Source organism: Paenibacillus sp. FSL K6-1230 (assembly GCF_038002385.1).
Lineage (GTDB): Bacteria > Bacillota > Bacilli > Paenibacillales > Paenibacillaceae > Paenibacillus > Paenibacillus massiliensis.
On record NZ_JBBOCK010000001.1, the window covers coordinates 5,123,912 to 5,141,572 of the forward strand.

General features: G+C 47.9%; 17 protein-coding genes and 1 other annotated feature. Of the genes, 6 read left to right on the forward strand and 11 right to left on the reverse strand.

Annotation, left to right across the window (positions count from 1 at the left end):
• Positions 1–4 precede the first annotated feature (4 nt).
• The 8 genes from MKX74_RS22630 to MKX74_RS22665 all read right to left on the reverse strand — a co-directional run bounded on the left by MKX74_RS22630 (position 5) and on the right by MKX74_RS22665 (position 9,456).
• A complete protein-coding gene (locus tag MKX74_RS22630; RefSeq protein WP_018885616.1) occupies positions 5–484 on the reverse strand; it encodes a DUF456 domain-containing protein in 480 nt (159 codons plus the stop codon).
• 79 nt (positions 485–563) lie between these two features.
• Positions 564–1,307 carry an HAD family hydrolase gene (locus MKX74_RS22635; RefSeq protein ID WP_341179915.1) on the reverse strand — a complete coding sequence of 248 codons (744 nt, stop codon included), beginning with the start codon at positions 1,305–1,307 and terminating at the stop codon, positions 564–566.
• A gap of 272 nt (positions 1,308–1,579) precedes the next feature.
• Entirely contained in the window at positions 1,580–3,631 is a 2,052-nt protein-coding gene (locus tag MKX74_RS22640) for a peptidoglycan D,D-transpeptidase FtsI family protein (RefSeq protein ID WP_341179916.1), read from the reverse strand.
• Between the two features lie 306 nt (positions 3,632–3,937).
• Positions 3,938–4,336 (reverse strand): YmaF family protein, encoded by a 399-nt coding sequence (locus tag MKX74_RS22645; protein WP_341179917.1) that lies wholly within the window; start codon positions 4,334–4,336, stop codon positions 3,938–3,940.
• Positions 4,337–4,582: 246 nt separating this feature from the next.
• Positions 4,583–5,401: a DUF2935 domain-containing protein gene (locus MKX74_RS22650; protein WP_018885620.1), complete on the reverse strand. Its 819-nt coding sequence runs from the start codon at positions 5,399–5,401 to the stop codon at positions 4,583–4,585.
• Positions 5,402–5,639: 238 nt separating this feature from the next.
• Positions 5,640–7,733, reverse strand: a complete 2,094-nt coding sequence (locus MKX74_RS22655) for a peptidoglycan D,D-transpeptidase FtsI family protein (protein ID WP_026281175.1) — start codon at positions 7,731–7,733, stop codon at positions 5,640–5,642.
• A 48-nt stretch (positions 7,734–7,781) separates the two neighbouring features.
• The gene (locus tag MKX74_RS22660) at positions 7,782–8,960 is read right to left on the reverse strand and encodes a transglutaminase domain-containing protein (protein WP_341179918.1); all 1,179 of its coding nucleotides are present in this window, start codon (positions 8,958–8,960) and stop codon (positions 7,782–7,784) included.
• 55 nt (positions 8,961–9,015) lie between these two features.
• A complete protein-coding gene (locus tag MKX74_RS22665; protein ID WP_025680209.1) occupies positions 9,016–9,456 on the reverse strand; it encodes a hypothetical protein in 441 nt (146 codons plus the stop codon).
• A 260-nt stretch (positions 9,457–9,716) separates the two neighbouring features.
• On the opposite strand from MKX74_RS22665, the gene MKX74_RS22670 reads away from it, so the two are divergent.
• From MKX74_RS22670 to MKX74_RS22680, 3 genes are all read left to right on the forward strand, one after another.
• Positions 9,717–10,850, forward strand: a complete 1,134-nt coding sequence (locus MKX74_RS22670) for an MFS transporter (RefSeq protein ID WP_025680210.1) — start codon at positions 9,717–9,719, stop codon at positions 10,848–10,850.
• 163 nt (positions 10,851–11,013) lie between these two features.
• Entirely contained in the window at positions 11,014–11,100 is an 87-nt protein-coding gene (locus MKX74_RS22675) for a YjcZ family sporulation protein (protein ID WP_231505463.1), read from the forward strand.
• Between the two features lie 317 nt (positions 11,101–11,417).
• Positions 11,418–11,762, forward strand: a complete 345-nt coding sequence (locus tag MKX74_RS22680) for a toprim domain-containing protein (RefSeq protein ID WP_018885625.1) — start codon at positions 11,418–11,420, stop codon at positions 11,760–11,762.
• A gap of 98 nt (positions 11,763–11,860) precedes the next feature.
• Here the strand turns inward: MKX74_RS22680 and cyoE are convergent, their stop codons facing one another.
• Positions 11,861–12,799, reverse strand: a complete 939-nt coding sequence (gene cyoE, locus MKX74_RS22685) for a heme o synthase (RefSeq protein ID WP_018885626.1) — start codon at positions 12,797–12,799, stop codon at positions 11,861–11,863.
• 146 nt (positions 12,800–12,945) lie between these two features.
• Between cyoE and MKX74_RS22690 the strand changes: the two genes are divergently transcribed.
• Complete coding sequence (locus tag MKX74_RS22690) at positions 12,946–13,929, forward strand: metal-dependent hydrolase (protein ID WP_341179919.1); 984 nt, start codon at positions 12,946–12,948, stop codon at positions 13,927–13,929.
• Positions 13,930–14,279: 350 nt separating this feature from the next.
• Here the strand turns inward: MKX74_RS22690 and MKX74_RS22695 are convergent, their stop codons facing one another.
• On the reverse strand, positions 14,280–14,513 hold the full coding sequence (locus tag MKX74_RS22695) for an alpha/beta-type small acid-soluble spore protein (RefSeq protein ID WP_025680214.1): 234 nt from the start codon (positions 14,511–14,513) through the stop codon (positions 14,280–14,282).
• A 118-nt stretch (positions 14,514–14,631) separates the two neighbouring features.
• On the opposite strand from MKX74_RS22695, the gene MKX74_RS22700 reads away from it, so the two are divergent.
• On the forward strand, positions 14,632–14,799 hold the full coding sequence (locus tag MKX74_RS22700; RefSeq protein ID WP_018885629.1) for a hypothetical protein: 168 nt from the start codon (positions 14,632–14,634) through the stop codon (positions 14,797–14,799).
• Between the two features lie 344 nt (positions 14,800–15,143).
• Here MKX74_RS22700 and trpS read toward each other — a convergent pair whose 3' ends face one another.
• Entirely contained in the window at positions 15,144–16,127 is a 984-nt protein-coding gene (gene trpS, locus MKX74_RS22705) for a tryptophan--tRNA ligase (protein ID WP_341179920.1), read from the reverse strand.
• A gap of 79 nt (positions 16,128–16,206) precedes the next feature.
• Positions 16,207–16,491 (reverse strand) — a binding site (T-box leader).
• Between the two features lie 144 nt (positions 16,492–16,635).
• On the opposite strand from trpS, the gene MKX74_RS22710 reads away from it, so the two are divergent.
• Positions 16,636–17,601, forward strand: a complete 966-nt coding sequence (locus MKX74_RS22710) for an aldose 1-epimerase (protein WP_341179921.1) — start codon at positions 16,636–16,638, stop codon at positions 17,599–17,601.
• Positions 17,602–17,661: the final 60 nt, after the last annotated feature.

Consider the following 17,661-nt stretch of genomic DNA (forward strand, 5'->3'; position numbering starts at 1 on the left):
GCGCTTAAAATATCCAGAACAGGAACAGGATAATCATAGCCAGTTGCAGAACAATCTTCATGACTGTGCTAGTAAACAGTCCTACAACCGAGCCGATTCCTACCTGAACGGCCTTCTCCAGCGACTGACGCTGCAGCAGTTCACCCAATACGGCGCCAATGAACGGTCCCAGTACAAGTCCGAATGCCGGGATGACAAATGGACCCACAATAACCCCCACCGTGCTCAGGATGGTCGATAGCCGTGAACCGCCGAACTTCTTAACGCCCCAAGCATTCACCACATAGTCAGCTACAAATAGAATGACTACGATTAACGTCTGGATGATCCAGAACCAGATCGTGTAATGCTCGAACGTAAAGAACCAGCCGTACACAAAAAAACCGAAATAGATGGCAAGTGCCCCTGGTAATACCGGATACACCGCGCCCAGCATGCCTATGGCAAATAAAGCAATAATCAGAATCCAGCCCAATACGTCCATGCAAGACCTCCTCTACTCCTAGCTCATGTATAAGATAACTTATAAATGTATTGTAAGATCAATGTAGGATCAAGACCGATTAGACGAGAATATACTTGCGGATCACCTCGACAATGCCATCATCATTGTTGCTCGCTACCACTACATCAGCAGCCTGCTTCACCGTCTCCTGGGCATTGCCCATGGCCACACCCAGACCAGCTGCCTGAATGACAGCCAGATCATTCAAGCTATCACCCACAGCAACGACCTCCTGCATCGTGATACCCAGCAGATCGCATACCTCCTGAATGCCTGTTGCCTTGCTAATTCCTCCAGGGTTAATCTCCAGATTGACAGGAGATGAATTCGTAATTTGAAGGCCGCCAAGGTCCTGCAGCTTCATCAAGATGCTATGACGCTTATCATCATCGCTTGTATTGTATCCGAATTTCAGCCATTCCAAGCCGTCCAGCGATTCTGGCCAACGCTCGGCGTTATAGAGCTCCTTCGTGCTATAAGCCCAGTACCATGAATCATGCTCAAGTGCGATCTCTCGCATCTTGCGAACCAGCTCTACATCCAGCAAGGATCGTCTCCACAGTTCATGAGGAGATTTCCATACCTCACTGCCATTCACAGTAACCATCGGCGTCTCCAGGCCAAGTTCCTGAGCATAAGGCAGTGCATGCATGGCGGCCCGTCCTGTAGACAGACAGACGTGAATTCCCTCTTTGATCGCACGGTGAATCCAGTTCGTCGTCTCCAGTGAAATTTCATGATTGTCGTTCAGCAATGTACCATCCATATCCAAGGCCAGCAATTTATACTTATAGTCTCCCATGAAGCTCCTCCTCTGTGCATCACGATTCTACACGCTTGTGGTGATGCTTCCTCTCTACTTAATCAGGGCATTTACCCAACGACATTTTACCACTATCACGCAGCAAGGGCTACAGCATCATGTCCCAATTGCAGACTTGAGCGAGCTTGTTTGATTCAAACGCTACCGCGAGTAGCCACTTTTTCACAGCTCCAATGCAACAAATAAAAAAATCACTCATTGGAAAAGATAGAGGTTGCGCTCCCCATTCCAGACGAGTGATTTCTTCGGGTTCAGTTATTGCCATTACCCTCATCGGTGGCAGCCCTGTTGCCTTTCGGCACACCGTCAAGTCCGTAGACCTGATCGTATGCGTCGAATATCTTGCGAGCAATCGGAGCTGCACTCGTCGAGCCAAAGCCACCCTCGGGTACAACTACAGCCACGGCCAGCTTTGGATTGTTACGGGGAGCAAACGCGATGAATACCCCGTTATCCTTGATGCGTCCGCCTACGCTTTGCTGTGAGGTACCTGTCTTACGGGCAAAATCATACGGGAAGTCGCTAAAGGCAGAGACATTGGTCGCCATCCCCCGAATGACCTCATCCCAGTGTGCTTGTTCGAATTCTACCTCATTCAGCACCTTGGGCTTGATCTCACGCACGATATTACCCTCACTGTCTTTAATATGACTGACCAGCTGAGGCTCCATCCGCTTGCCCCTATTGGCAAGTGTCGCTGTATACTGCGCGAGCTGAAGTGTCGTATATTTGCCCTGCTGACCGAAAGAGCCTTGCACCATACGTGTCAATACACTTTCATTTGTTTCTTCTTCTTTATACTCAAGTCTACCCAGATACTCCCTTGGCAGGTCTACACCTGTCGAGACCCCTAGCCCAAATTGCTTCATATAACGGTCCCATATGTCGATAGCTTCCGCTCCATAACGGCTATTGAGTCTCTTCCCGATCATATCCACCATGAACGTATTGGATGAGACTTGAATGGCTCGTGCCGGACTTAAAGAACCATGGGCACTTCCTCCCGAGTTACCAACTCTGGAGGAGTCGTTGCGTCCGTAGAAAGCCGAACCGTTATCGAAATAACGATCTCCTGTAGTGAAGAACTTCTCCTTCAGCCCGATCAGCACCGTGAGTGGCTTAATGGTGGAGCCTAACAGCAGGACAGACTCGGGATGCTGACCAGGACGATTCGGACGGACCGGGGAGATGGTCCCGTTGCGATACGTATATTGAATCTTCTTCCAATCCTCTGGCGACGTTCCGCCTGTCTTCCAGACGTTGGCATCATAATCCGGCATGCTCGCCATCGCCACGATGTGTCCGGTATCGACCTCCATTGCCACGGCATAGCCAGTAGTAGCTTCCCGAGTCTTCGGAGAAGACTGAAGCTTTCTTAGCTGATCCGTTATCGCCTGCTCTGTGGCCATCTGGATATCCTTATGAATGGTAGAGTAGACATCATAGCCCTTGCGGGGCGGTGTCACAGACACGACCCCATCAGGCAGGTAGCGTGGATTGATGGAGATTGTCTTGTATCCGTTCAAGCCACGCAGCTCATCCTGATACTGTAGCTCCAAGCCATCATAACCGACTGTCTCACTCTCCCGATAGACCAGACCAGGATTGAGCTGGGCATTCTGATTGTCATGAATCTCCTTATATTTATCAACATTCGTGCGTGCGTTCTGATAGGTACGAATATAGCCAATGGTCTGGACCGCCACAGTATCGGGATCGTACTGACGCTGGCTTTCCTCGATAATATCAATTCCCGGATACTGATCCTTATGCTGTAGAAAATAGGCAATCTCCTCCGAGCTTAACCCCACCTTCACCAGCCGTGGAGTGAATCCACGCTCTACTACATAATTACGATCCAGTCGGTTCATGATCTCCGCCGCATCCAGCTTCTCTCCATCAGGATCACCGTATTCGGCAAATTTGTCTGCCAGCTCCTCCGTGAATTGCTCAAGTTCAGGCAAGAGCCTGTTCTCTTCCTCGCGCAGGGCTTCGGTCTTGTCGCTATAATCCTTCTGGAGCGTGACATAGAGTGATTGGATCGGGGTCGAATAAGCTAACTTATTCTTGCCGGTAGCATCATAGATTACGCCTCTAATCGGCGAGAATGGGACGTTGCGAGTACTAGAATAGGCCACTTCCTCCTTGAGCTCGTCAGCTTCCAGGAACTGTAGCACAGATAATCGAACGATAAGGACAGTGAATAATAGAAAGGAGCAGAAGAAAAACACATTTAGCCGGAAGGTAAAGCGCTTCCTCTCTGCTGTAGTCACTCCGGATTTCTCGATCTTACTCAACTTCATTATGCCAAATCCTCCTGTAGCACAGAGATATTCCAATGTTACCACAGCTTACCGGTCAACTGGTGACAATCCAGATACCACTTCTTTTACCAAGTAGGCTAAGCGATCTCAACCGAAGCAAAGGCTCGATGCTTTTGGACGAGCCTATCCAGACCACCGGTCATGGGACCGGCTTGAATACGCTACCGAATCTCTGCAGACTCCTTGCACAACAAATGCAGAGATTGCAGCGAAGTACCCGGTCCTTTCAACAAGAAAAGACGAGCCAGTAGCTGCCCGTCAGTGTTACAGTTGTTGTTTGGAAAATTAATTACGGTACTCGTCCTCATCTCCAGTATTTCCACTGTACCTATGAGCGTGGGGAATTCTACCGTTCACCGTTGTATACCCTTCGAAATGGTGATAATGTCCACCGCCTGACAAGCGAATGGCTGGTCCTGTTGTTCCTCTGATGGTGTGTAAATGCTGATTGTTAAATGATGTTTCTGCATAATAATGATGAACATGCGGAACACCACTTGGAGCTGGCTCTGTTACTCCAACGTAATGGTGGTAGTGCCCCATATCAAATGATGTATCCCCTTTAAATGGATGCGCGTGAAGATTAACTGCTCTACCTTCCCACGAAGTAATAAAAAGCTTATGCGAATGTTTGAAATCTGAATCATCGGAATGCACAATAAACCCTGTTATTGGTATTTCCATCAGTTAACCCCCTCTCTTTATCGAACTGCTACATGCTATGAATGAGGTGATGTAAATGTTCAATGATTTGTGTTGATCCTGTAATTCATCAGGAAGGGCGATCAGAACAGATCGTATTTCGTCACATTATGGGCAATAGAAAAAGCACCTCAAAGGGTGCTTAAAACAACAAGAAAAATTCTTTTTATGGAAGTCTTCTAGCCCATTGTATTCCATCAAATAGATGCATCCATCTAGATACCTACCTCACATCATAATCTCTCTCTTGTCTACCTTCATGCCAGACAATGACCGATCGAACATATCAAGAATAAATAAGAATCGTTCAGCTTCACGAAAAACATGATCTGCTAATAGAGGATGAATGATACTTTTGATTCGACACTCCTCAATTAAGTCGCGCGCAGTCTTCTTAAAATCTCGCAATGATTTGACCGAGACGCGGTTCTCATCAACAAATTGACTTAGTAATGGATGGGTCTGCGATTGTGGGCGCATGGAACTTAGGTCAATGGCTTGAAACATCAGCGTATCAAAATCTTGGCTGAATTCCCTTGCTTGTTCCACTAATTTTCGCTCAGATGGATCAAGCAGATGACCTATAAATTTTGCGTGGTCAGCCATGATTTTCAGGAAAAAGACATTTTCATCAATAATCGCATCAGGTAATGGTTCAAGTCTCCCGCTATTGAGCTCTTCTAACCGATTTCTGAAATAATTTGCTTCTCGGCTAACATGATCTACAAGCAAAGGAAAGTTGGTTCCCCCAGGAAGTTGGCAACTTAGTATAAGCCCAAGTACCTTTCTCTTAAATGCCCAAATATATGAAGCGGCTTTGTGAACTTCTGAATTAAACTGTCTAATTACTTGGGGATCAGCATCTTCTTGAAAAGAATGTGCTCTTCTTTCAATATCCTCAAAGATGGTATGAAATTGATTAGCCTCATTAATTAACTGCGTGTCCTCACACCTAAACCCAAGTCGAAGAAATAAGGAATGTTCTTTCATTATGCGCGACCAAAAACGTATCTCATCTAATGATCTGACTACAAAAGGGTCCGACAAACCATTTTCCACCTTTCGGGCCAATGAATAAGACAACCATTTGTATTGGCTTGATAGCAAAGTATATGGGCATGACATGTTTCAATATGCTATTGGAAAATAAAAATCAGTTCTGTTGCGCCGGAAACAGTGTACATTAAATGGGTTAACAGTAATAACCAGCCTACCTAAACATACGAAAAAAGACCCCCACCCGTTAATACAGGGGGAGGTCCTACCTCTCGATACAACAGCTAAATTAAGGATTAGTATCACTACTATTGTTGGCATTGCCGTCTTCCGCATTCTTTTGCTTCTTTGGAACACCATCCAGACCGTACACTTCATCGTATGCGTCGAAAATCTTGCGTGCAACCGGTCCCGCACTGGTCGCTCCGAAGCCGCCCTCTGGAATCATCACAGCGACCGCAAGCTTCGGATTCTGACGTGGAGCAAAGGCGATAAATACCCCGTTGTCCACGAGCTTGCCGCCAACGCTCTGCTCAGAGGTTCCTGTCTTACGGGCATAATCATAGGGGAAGTCGTTAAATGCAGCCACATTCGTTGCCATCCCCCGAATAATCTCATCCCAATAAGCCTTCGGGAAATCGACTTCATTGAGTACCTTAGGCTCGAACTTCTTCACGATATTGCCTTCATGGTCCTTGATCTGACTGACCATATGCGGCTCCATGCGTTTCCCACGATTCGCCAGCATGACTGTGTATTGTGCCAGCTGCATCGTCGTATACTTCCCTTGCTGGCCAAAGGAAGCATAGGCCAGCTTCGACAGATTACTCTCGTTACTCTGACTGTAATATTCCTTCCGACCCGCATATTCACGAGGCAAATCTACTCCAGTCGGTACTCCAAGTCCGAATTGCTCCATGTAATTATCCCAGACCTTGACCCCTTGATCCTTCTCGGCATCATTACGGTATTTGTTATATAGTCCCTCACCGATCAGATCAACCATAAAGGCGTTGGAGGAGTTCTTGATAGCCGTATCTGGGTAAAGTCCCCCGTACACGTGTCCTGAGGAGTTACGTACACGTGAGGAATCATTCCGACCGAAATAAGCCGCACCACGGTCCTGATAATAGGTTGAGGTCGTGATCAGTCCCTCCTGCAAGCCGATCAGCACGGACAGTGGCTTCACTGTTGAACCCAACAAAACAACGGATTCAGGGTGAGAGCCCTTTTGGCCTGATAAGAAAGCGCGGATCGTACCGTTCTGATACACATACTGTACCTTCTTGTAATTTTCTGTCGAGATACTGCCTGATTGCCAGTAGTTCGTATCGTAATCCGGCATACTGGCCATCGCCACGACATTACCGGTATCGACTTCCATCGCTACAGCAAAGCCCGTCTGTGCGTACGGATGCGTGCGGCCTGACACACGATTCGAATGCAGCCAACGAAGCTGATCCATAATAGCATCTTCTGTCTTGAGCTGGATTTCCTTATTGATGGTCGAGATGATGTCGTGCCCCTTCTTAGGTGGCGTGATTGACTCTACGCCCTGGGGCATATTTCGAAGATCCACCGGGACGGTCTTATAGCCGTTCTCTCCCCGTAGCTCATCCTGATATTGCAGCTCCAGACCATCAAAACCAACGGTCTCATTGTCCATATAGACCAATCCTGGATTTTGCTGCTGCGACATGTTGGCTTCAATATCCTTATATTTATCGAGCGAGGTTCGCGCGCCCTTGTACTTGTTAATGTAACCGATCGCTTGTACAGCTACGGTATCTGGATCATAATGACGAATACTCTCCTCGACGACCTCCACACCCGGGAACTCGTCCTTGTGCTGCATGAAGTAAGCTGTCTCCTGCTCCGTTAGCTCCGCCTTGATTAAACGAGGCGTAAATCCGCTATATTTACGATAATTCCGGTCCATCAAATCCAGAATCTCGGCCGCAGTCAACTTAGGTGCCTTGGAATCGCCATATTTAGCGAAGCTGTCAGCCAGCTTCTCTGACATCTGCTCTAGCTCAGGCAATAGCTTCTTGTCATCATCTCGGATATTCTCCGCACTATCACTATAGTTTTTAGCCAGCGTGATATAGAGAGACTGAACGGGTGTCGAATAAGCCAGCTTATTCGTGCCTGTTGAATCATAGATGGTTCCGCGAACAGGAGGTAGCGGCACATTCTTCGTAATACTGCCTGTCTCTTCCTCTCTTAACTGCGGCCCCTCAACGAATTGCAAAATAGCCAATCTAACAATAATTACGGTGAATATCAAAAATGCACTAAAGAAGAAAAGGTTGATCCGGAAGCTGAATCGTTTACGAGCGGTTGCCGCCGTGTCCTGATTCTGCCCGTGATCTGTCTTTCTCATCATGTGTCCGGTCTCTCTCCTTCCTAACTACCTGAATGCCTTTCGCACTCAATTGGTGATTGCAGTGTCTGTGTACTCATCTGGAATGTGTGTCTGTGCAAAGCCTGATGGATTGAACCAGTTTCCACTCTGTGCCCATGTAGCATCCAGCGGAATCCATGCTTCCTGCTCGGCAATGTACACTTCATTCCAGGCATGAGGCCCATAGCCCCCTGCTCCATTATAACCTAGCCCCGTCACAACCTTCACCTGCAGCCCCTGTGATCTTGCCATCACTGCGTACAGGCGGGCATAGTCAATACATACACCCCTTCGGGTGTCAAAAGTATCGCGTGGAGTCTGCTCGCGCCATTCCCCTCGCTGCTCATAAGCCTCCACTTTATCGTAATCATACGCAATTCTGCTGCCTACCCAATCATACAGCCTTCGGGCCTTCTCCTCATCCCCTGAAGCTCCACGGACAAGCTCAGCCGCAGCCCCTTCAATATCAGCAGGAATGCTACGATCAATAATCTCATATTTCTGTCGTAGAATGTCACTGAATTCCTTCGTTACAGCCTGGGTCAATACCGGCAGTTTATCCTTGATGAAGCCTCCAGTCAGTGGAGCCACTACCGTCTGGGCACCCTTGCTGTAGATTGGAGAGGCCTGTACATAGCTACTGAAGGAACTACTTGGGTAAAGACTGACGCCAATGAACAGCACTGCAATGAGCATCATGGCGCGCGCTGCACCGATGACTACACCAATGCCTGCACCAGATAATCTCCCCAGAAAGCTGGATGCCCCCGTTGTATGAGAGGTCGAATCCTTATCTCGCCCCATGACTAACGCATAGATTCCCCGTAACAGCGACATAACGATCATATAGCTGAGAAGGAACAACAGAGCAAAGCGCAGCAGCGGGAACATCTCCACCACCTGAAGCACAGCCTCCATCACATCCCGGAAGCTGCTAGTGCTCGTGTCGCGTTCGTTCAACACAGTCATATAATCGGCGAGCCAGCTCTGCACGATAGGAGATAGCCAAGCAGCAAGCCCGAAAGCGCCAAGAATACCCGCAACCGTTATTACACCATCTACGATCAGATTGAAGAGTGCTCCAGCAGATCTGGATGCCCCTCTACGCCAGCCCTGCAGTAGGGATATTACCACCACAACGATTAGCGCAACGGTTACCCCATTCCAATTCCATGACGTCAAATTCTCAAGCCAATCTTGCTCCATCTCTACCTCCCTGCTTCAGGCTACCAGCGTTCAGTCAGTGAGAGCTCAACCCAGCTTAGGGCGAGCTGCTCTTGGCCTGATCTATAAAGGTAGCGACGGTATCACTGACACTCCACTCCCCGAGTGGCACACCCTTGAAGGATACCTTCACTTTATCGCTGCCAGCTGTCCCTGTAACCTCCAGATTTGGACTCGTAATCGTAAAGCCCCCGTCTCCATTGGAGGTATACTTCGCTTCCTTGGCTTCCTGCGCCATAACCTTGACCGCTTCCGATTTCATGGTCTCCACAGCCTCATCTTTTACACTCATGACGGCCTCTTGAATCTGATCCATCGAGATACCACTGTAGATTAACAAACCAGCTACAATGACAATGACAATAAGCCATTTCAAGACGGTCTTGACTACATTCAGCACAACAAGCAGCACCACTAGCGCGATTAGAATCACCAGCCAGTTCTGCTTGATAAATTCAATCCATACATTCATATCCATATTCATGACACTCCCGCTTCAGCTTAGCAAATATTCCACAAGGCTAGCAAGCCTCATGCACTCTATCATTATACATGATTCACTATTTCCCTGTCAGCTTGCCCTGCATGGCACTTTCAAAGGAATATAGCACGAGGAGATGGTAGACATTTCACCCCAATAACAAGATAGACGTACCGTAATATTTCAAAAAAAGGTCTATGTCTGTCCCAAGTGGAGTAGGCTCTACAAAGAGCCCGTACAAAGGAGTGGAAACCTGAGTGAAAACTGCCTTGTGGTTGTATCTGTTCCTGTTCATCGCCTTCTTCGATCTGCATGCCCAATACCCGATTCTTACTCCCTTTGCCATTTCCTTGGGAGCTGCACCTACCTTCATTGGCTGGATGATGGGCATCTACTCCCTGACACATCTTCCTGGTAATCTGCTCGCAGGGCCAGGTGTTGATCGCCACGGCAGCCGAAGATATATTATGTTCAGCTTGACAGCAGCAGGCTTTATTTTGGTGCTACAGGCATTTGTCAACTCCCCTTGGGAGCTGCTGGTGCTCCGTGCATGCAGTGGTTTTGTACTGGCTTTCTTGTCTCCCGCCTGTATGACACTATTGGCCCGTCTATCTGACGATCCTGTCACCCAAGGAAAATATATGTCTGGTCACGGAGTCATACACACCCTTGCTTCCGTTATCTCACCAGCTGCGGGAGCATTTATAGTAGCCAGCCTTGGCTTTCAGAGCACCTTCAGCTCGCTTGGCATCATTCTGATCCTTACCGGGATCATGGCTTATTTCACCCTGCCCAAATCCTCACAGGTGCATACGACACTTGCGCAGGAGAAGGACACAGATACCCCACTACCGAATTGGCGGTACTTTCTTCTGCCGTTAGTGATCGCCTGTGCTCAAGGGATCTTATTCTATGAGCTTCCGCTCCGTAATGCAGGGACGGAATCCATCCTGTCAACAGGGCTTCTGTTCTCGGTCATTAGTCTGGGCGGCTTGGTTACGTTAAGCATGCTATTCCTGAATAACTATTCTCCCTTGCTCAGATTAGTTAGCGGCATGCTTCTGATGGCGCTTTGTTTCTTTTATATGGCAGCCTTCCCCGATAGCTCGTTGGTTCCCGTCTTGTTCGTACTTGGCACAGCCAAAGGAATCATCTTTCCAGCCATGGCTGCTTTGTTCATTCGGCTGGGTGGCAACCGTCTTGGCAGAATCTTCGCCCTGCATTCCATTGTTGTATCTGTTGGCTCCTTCATTGGACCGGTCGTGGCGGGTCAGCTTCGTGATCAACACTCGCCTTTCTTCCTAGCCTTTCTGATCATGACATGTGGCCTGCTCTTTCTGCCCTTGCGCCGCCCTACCCCTGTACCTCCACTCTCCACGAATGGCTCCTGAACTATCTGAGCCAGTCGCCTATTTATACAATATAAGGCGAATGCACAGGAGATCTGTCCCTGGGACACATATCATACATTGTAGTCAGCAAACAACTTAAAACATAAGAAATCCCCACGAAAGCGAGGTACAGCACATGAGTAACTGTAACCCTTGTGGTCCAATGTACGGCGGTGTCTGGACATCTACAGGAACAATTCTGGTATTGTATGTGTTGCTGGTCATTATTCTGCGTACTTTCTGGATCTAATCTACTCCGATTCGAATTGAATTCAAATTGAGTCAATAGCAAAAGGGACCGGGAGCTCCAGTGGAGTTCGCGGTTCTTTTTTTAGATAATCCAATATAGATTTGAGCGTTATTAGCTTTCAATAGAGCTGAACAATTCGATGTTCGCAAAGAAAAACCTCATCCCAACGTGGTTTGTCTCCTGTGAAAGTACGTCGATAGATATTTTTCTTTTGCTGCTTTTTGCATCTTATTTGTCATTATTGCTACACTAGACCTGAGCCCTCATCATTTCCCGGGGAATTCATATCCTACGCCTAGCGATTAGAGGTGAATCCATTGTCAGTAACCATCATTGTGGAAGGCAAAAATGACCGCAGCAAGCTTAGACGCCTGCTAACGCCCGAGGTAACCATTCTCTGTACATTTGGCACACTGAATACGGTCAAGCTGGAGCATCTGCGAAAGGAAGCACGACATGACGAGGTCTATCTCTTTCTGGATAATGACAGCTCAGGCAAAAAAATCCGTGGTGTGCTAAGCGACTCTTTTCCCGATGCCACGCATATGTATACCCGAAGAGGCTATGCCGGTGTCGAAGGCACACCTGATGAGTATGTCATTGCACAGCTTGAAAAAGCTGGCTTGGATGAATTTATCGTCTATCCAGCGGTACTGGATTAATTTCTTCTAAATACAAAAAAACTCCGCAAGGCTGCGGAGTTATATCACGTATTTGATGATAAGAAATGAATGACGATCATAACGATGACAGCTCACAATTACTTATGCACCGTATCGAAGATCATCAACAGGAAGCTGATCGTCAAGTAGTTAATGGAGAAGAAGAATACTTTTTTGGCCCATGCATCCGTGTCCTTTGCTTTGAAGCCCTTCAAAGCAAAATACAGCCATAGCAGGGATAAAAGCAAGGTCGCAATCATGAATACAAGGCCGGTATAGTTGTACACATACATCAGAATGGGTACAGGAATCAGTAGTATAATGTAAGGAAGCGTCTGCCACTTGGTGCGCTCAATTCCTTTGACCACTGGCAGTAGCGGGAAGCCTGCGGCACGGTACTCCTCCACTCTTCGGATGGCAAGAGCCCAGAAGTGAGGGGGCTGCCACAAGAACAACAGAGCAAACAGCAACCATGCACCTAGGTCAATCTGACCAGAAGCAGCTACGTAACCGATGACTGGCGGCATAGCACCAGAGATGCCTCCAATGGATGTACTCCATGTCGAGGTACGTTTAAGCCATAGGGTATAGATTACTACGTACACGAACATACCTAGCATACCCAGTAAACCAGCCAGAGGCCCGGATAGCAAGAACAAGACGGATAGGCCTACAATTCCCAAAACAATAGCGTAGATCAGCACAGTAGTCGGCTTGAGACGGCCTGTTGGTAATGAACGCTTGCGTGTGCGCTCCATCTTCATATCCAGCTCACGGTCAAAATAGTTGTTAAACACGCAGGAGGAAGCCATAATAAGTGCGGTTCCGATTAGTGTAAAAAGCATTTTCATGTAGTCGACGTTCCAGCCGGAAGCCAGCCAAAATCCACCGAAGGCTGCAACCATATTGGTACGAAGGATACCAGGCTTGGTAACTGTAATAAAATCCTTCCAGGTACCTGCCTCAGCACCAGGTGGCTTACGACCTACTGTAACTGCGGCAGCGTCCGATTGAGTTTTATATTGTATATTATTCACGTTGGATCATGCCCCCTTCATTATCAGTCAGAAAAAAACGGAGGTTTTCTGCCTCCGATATAAATTTTATCACAATTATTTGCCAAAGAGTTTGACAAAGATCGTACATTTCCAATTTTAGAGACATGAAAAGGAGCTGTTGTCGTGTGGATACAGCAACACATTTTGCCATTGGCTTCGGTCTGGCAGGTCTTGCCTATATTGATCCAGTAGTTGCAGCCGATCCCGTCACTGCTGGAGCTGTTATGCTCGCTACTGTGCTCGGATCGCAGGCGCCCGATTTCGATACCGTACTAAGAATGAGGGGGAATGCAGCCTATATACGCAATCACCGCGGATTATCTCACTCTCTTCCCTTTCTGGCCATATGGACGTTCCTGATTACGGCATTGATTATGTTACTGTTCAGAGAAGCCGCCATATGGCACGTAGCCCTGTGGACTGGGATCGCCGTATGTCTGCATGTCTTCACCGATTTATTCAACACCTATGGTACACAGGCTCTGCGTCCCTTCAGCCGTAAATGGATTTCCTGGGACATCATTCATATTTTTGACCCCTTCATCTTCGGAAGTCATGTCGTCGCAATTGTACTTTGGGCACTGCAATTATTGCCACCTGCCCCTCTGTTCACGGCGCTATATGGACTGCTCATCTTCTATTATATATGGAGAGTGTGGAGTCATCGGCTGGGGAGACAGCGAGTACAGCAGCTGGATGCTGGATACAAGGAGGGAGACACCTATTCTCTAATTCCAACGATGTCCTGGAACAAATGGCATGTCGTGAAGGCATCACGTAATGGCAGCTATGAGCTCGGCATCTATGAGAACGGTGAGCTGAATTGGAATCGACGCGCCAAGTCCTCTACGCACGCAGCTGTGGAAGTCTCCACCCAGCACAGTGACATTCGTTCCTTCTTGTATTTCTCCTCATATGCCGTGGCGGATGTAGAAGAATTTGCTTGGGGATATATTGTTCGTTGGACCGATGTTCGTTATCGGCACCGAAAGCAGTATCCGTTCGTAGCAGTCATTGCTATGGATCGCAACTTCGAGACACTTCACACCTATGTCGGCTGGCTAAGTGACGAGAAAATGCAAAAAAGACTGTCCCCTCACATGAACTAGACAGTCTCTTGGTTATGCTCGAACGAATCACAATATTGCAGTTGGCAAGGAACGCTATTAGAGCATCTGTTACAGTTCCAACCTGAATAATGGGCATGAGTGACACGATAACTGACACTCATGCCTTAAATTTTCGAAATACTTCCTCTCGACAGATGCACAAACGTCCCATTCCAGTTGTTACTATGTAAGCGTACTCTTGACGAAATAGTGGCGTTTGATTCACAATACAAGAAGGAATACTTAAAAAATAAAGGAAACGGTTAAATTCCGTCTAGCCATGACGAGAAAAAGCCGGAGCACTTACGCTCCGGACTTTCATTCATGCAGGTATTGCTGAAAGTCGAGTCTTACAGTCCTGTCTGGCCTGCTGAAGTACCTGCCAGCGAAGCTTCTGCTTGCTGTACCAGCTTTTTGGTAATATATCCACCCAGGGAGCCAGCTTCACGAGATGGCATGTTGCCATAGTAGCCGTCTGCTGGAATTGTAATTCCAAGCTCCTGCGCAGCCTCATATTTCAATTGCTGAATGGCACTGTTAGCTTGTTGAACAACCAGATTGTTTGAACGATTACGTCCTGCCATATTTGAATCTCCTTTCAGTCTTGTGAATGAAGTTCCTTGCAAGCTTGCAAGCTTAGTATGGCTCAGACCCGGTTGCTTATTCCTGAAATGATCATATTCAATTATGGAGGTTTTTGCCATGAGTAAGTCTCTGTCCATGTGGTTCGCAGCTTCTTCCATCGTACTATTGACCGCTTCCGCTGTTGCGATCAGCCATTCGATCTGGCTGGCTCTTCTGCTTGGTTTGCTGTCTGTAGGAAATATTGGCTGGGGCTTCGTCGTCAAAGCCAAGCGCAATCGAGCCTAGTACCACGCCCCCTATGGGTGCAGCCGCTGCAAGCTTTAATAGTGCGCTTATGCGATATGGTTTGGGTAACCGCTCTCTTTGTTCAAGATCTATTTGCTCAGCCATGCTGTATCCATAGCCAAAAAGAGGAGCCCATAAGGGCCCCTCTTTTTGGTGTATCTAATACATAAGATGCAGCTATTGCACCTTCATGCATTGAAGCTTAGTGTATGAAGGGGTTGGCCCAAAGAAGAATGTCCTACGAGTTTAGCCTACTCCTACAGAGTTTAAACTACTGAGTTTAGCTTACGGAAGCCTATGCTATAGCCGGATTTTATAGCTAGCTCACTTGCGACGAGCTAGCTTTATCTAGGCAAAAAGCCCATCCGATGCCTTACCTCAGTCAAAGTACGCTCAGCTGCCTCCTGCGCTCTTTCAGCGGATTGGGAGAGAACACGGGTCAACTCTCCGGATTCACGAATGTCTCGATAACGCTGTTGCAGTGGCTCGATGACGCTAAGCACGGCCTCAGCAAGCTCTTTTTTGAAGGCGCCATACATCTGCCCCTCGAATCTTCTCTCCACCTCGGATAGCGACAATCCAGAGCATTGACTATAAATACTCATCAGATTGCTGACCTCAGGCTTGTTGGCAGGATCATAACGGACTTCGCTTCCCGAATCCGTAGTTGCCCGACTGATTTTCTTACGAATGACGGACGGCTCATCCAGCAATGCAATATAGCTGCCTGGGTTAGGATTGCTCTTACTCATTTTCTTCGAGCCATCATCCAGTGACATGATTCTAGCCCCAACCTCAGGAATATAAGGCTCTGGAATGGTGAAGAACTCCCCGAATCTGTGATTAAAACGTCCTGCCAGATCACGGGTCAGCTCCAGATGCTGCTTTTGATCCTCGCCTACGGGTACGAGATCCGCATTATAGATCAGAATATCAGCAGCCATCAGTGCAGGGTATACGAAGAGTCCCGCACCGACGGATTCCTTCCCTTCCGACTTGTCCTTGAACTGCGTCATCCGCTCCAGCTCACCCATATTAGTCAACGTCGTCAGAATCCATCCGAGCTCTGCATGCTGTGGCACATGGGATTGGATGAACACACTGGATTTCACTGGGTCAATGCCAGCAGCCAGATACAACGCAGCTACAGCCTCTGATTGCTCCCGCAGCTTGGCTGGCTCCTGCTGGACAGTAATGGCGTGCAAGTCCACAACCATGAAATAACACTGATGCTCATGCTGTAAGGCCACAAAATTCTTCATAGCCCCGATGTAGTTGCCAAGGGTCAGTTGACCGCTGGGCTGAATACCTGAGAGCACTGTTTTCATAATTACATTCCTCCTATTTCCGATATGATCTGCAATTCCACTGAGTCTCCCTAGCGAACGCAAAAAAGGCCCCACATCCCCAAGGGACGCGAGACCGTGGTACCACCCTAATTCGCTGTCTCTGACTATGGCCCGAGAGCTGTTCTGTTGAACAGCACGGAAATCACCAAGAATAGAAGACCAGCCTTCAGGTTCCTGTAACGGGGAACAGTCGTTCCTTCATACTGACAAGCAAACAACGTAAGCTTGGGTTCTGTCGGAAACTCCAAGGTCCATTCGGCATTCCTCTCCCGCCGATTCACATCAACCATCGGCTTTCTGTAGAGAGTCTGGATTGCTTACTCTTCCTTGTCATCGTATTCAGCGGTATGCAGGACAGTATCATTTGACTGTCTCTTTTACTTAACAGTATGATAATTCCAGTTCACCTGAATGTCAAATAACATGTTATCATAAGAATGTATATTGCAATCATTATCCGATCAAAAGTGAACAAAGGAGCATGGATATGAAACAAGTGACCAAAGGACATTGGAATGGTTACGACACGTACGTCTTACATAGCGAAGAGCTGGAAGTCACGGTACTGCCGCGGCTGGGAAATCAGGCCATCTCTGTCCAGGATACCCTCAGTGGACGCGAGGTTGTACGTAGACCTGAAGAACAGGATTTGTCCTTATTTCAACAGAAGCCCTACCATTTCGGCGTTCCACTGCTTGTTCCTCCAGGACGCATTCGTCAAGGCCGCTTCACTTATGAAGGAATTGCATATCAATTCGATCAAAATACCGATAACCACAATCATATTCACGGGCTCCATCGCAAGCAAGCCTGGTGCGTAACCGACATTGAAGAAGACGAAGACGGATGTACATTGACGTCGGAATTGCTGACTGCAAATGATCCGCATTGGCTTGAGCAATTCCCGATTCCTCTGCGGCTGCAGATGAGCTATCGACTACAGGGAAATATGTTCACGCAGACACTGGAGGTCACTAACTTAGGGGAGCATAACGCTCCTTTCGGCATAGGTTACCATACCTGGTTCTTGCTTGACGGTCAGCCTGAACGTTGGCAGCTCCAGCTACCCGTCAGCGGTCTCTACGGTCTGGATGAGCAGTTGCTTCCTACCGGCGAGCTCCAAGAGCTCGGGAACCTGGCTTGTCTCACAGATGCACTCCCGTTGCAAGGTACGAATCTGGACACAGCTCTTCGAGCTGCTCCGGGGCCTGCTGTGGCGAATCTGGTTCGGAATGATGGTTATACAGTTCGTTATACGGTGGATGAGAGCTACTTCAAGCACTGGGTGCTGTATACCAAAGGTGAATGTGAGCAGTATCTATGCATTGAGCCTTATACCTGGCTACCAGATGCTCCTAATCTGAACAAGCGGGATGATTTCACGGGTCTCATTCGTATTACTCCTGACGAGACTGTTCGACTGACCTCCAGCATCCAGATTTTGCAACCATAAATTACCTTCCTAATAACCTCTCCTTCGGCGAATAGATTCATAATGATGTCACATACTATC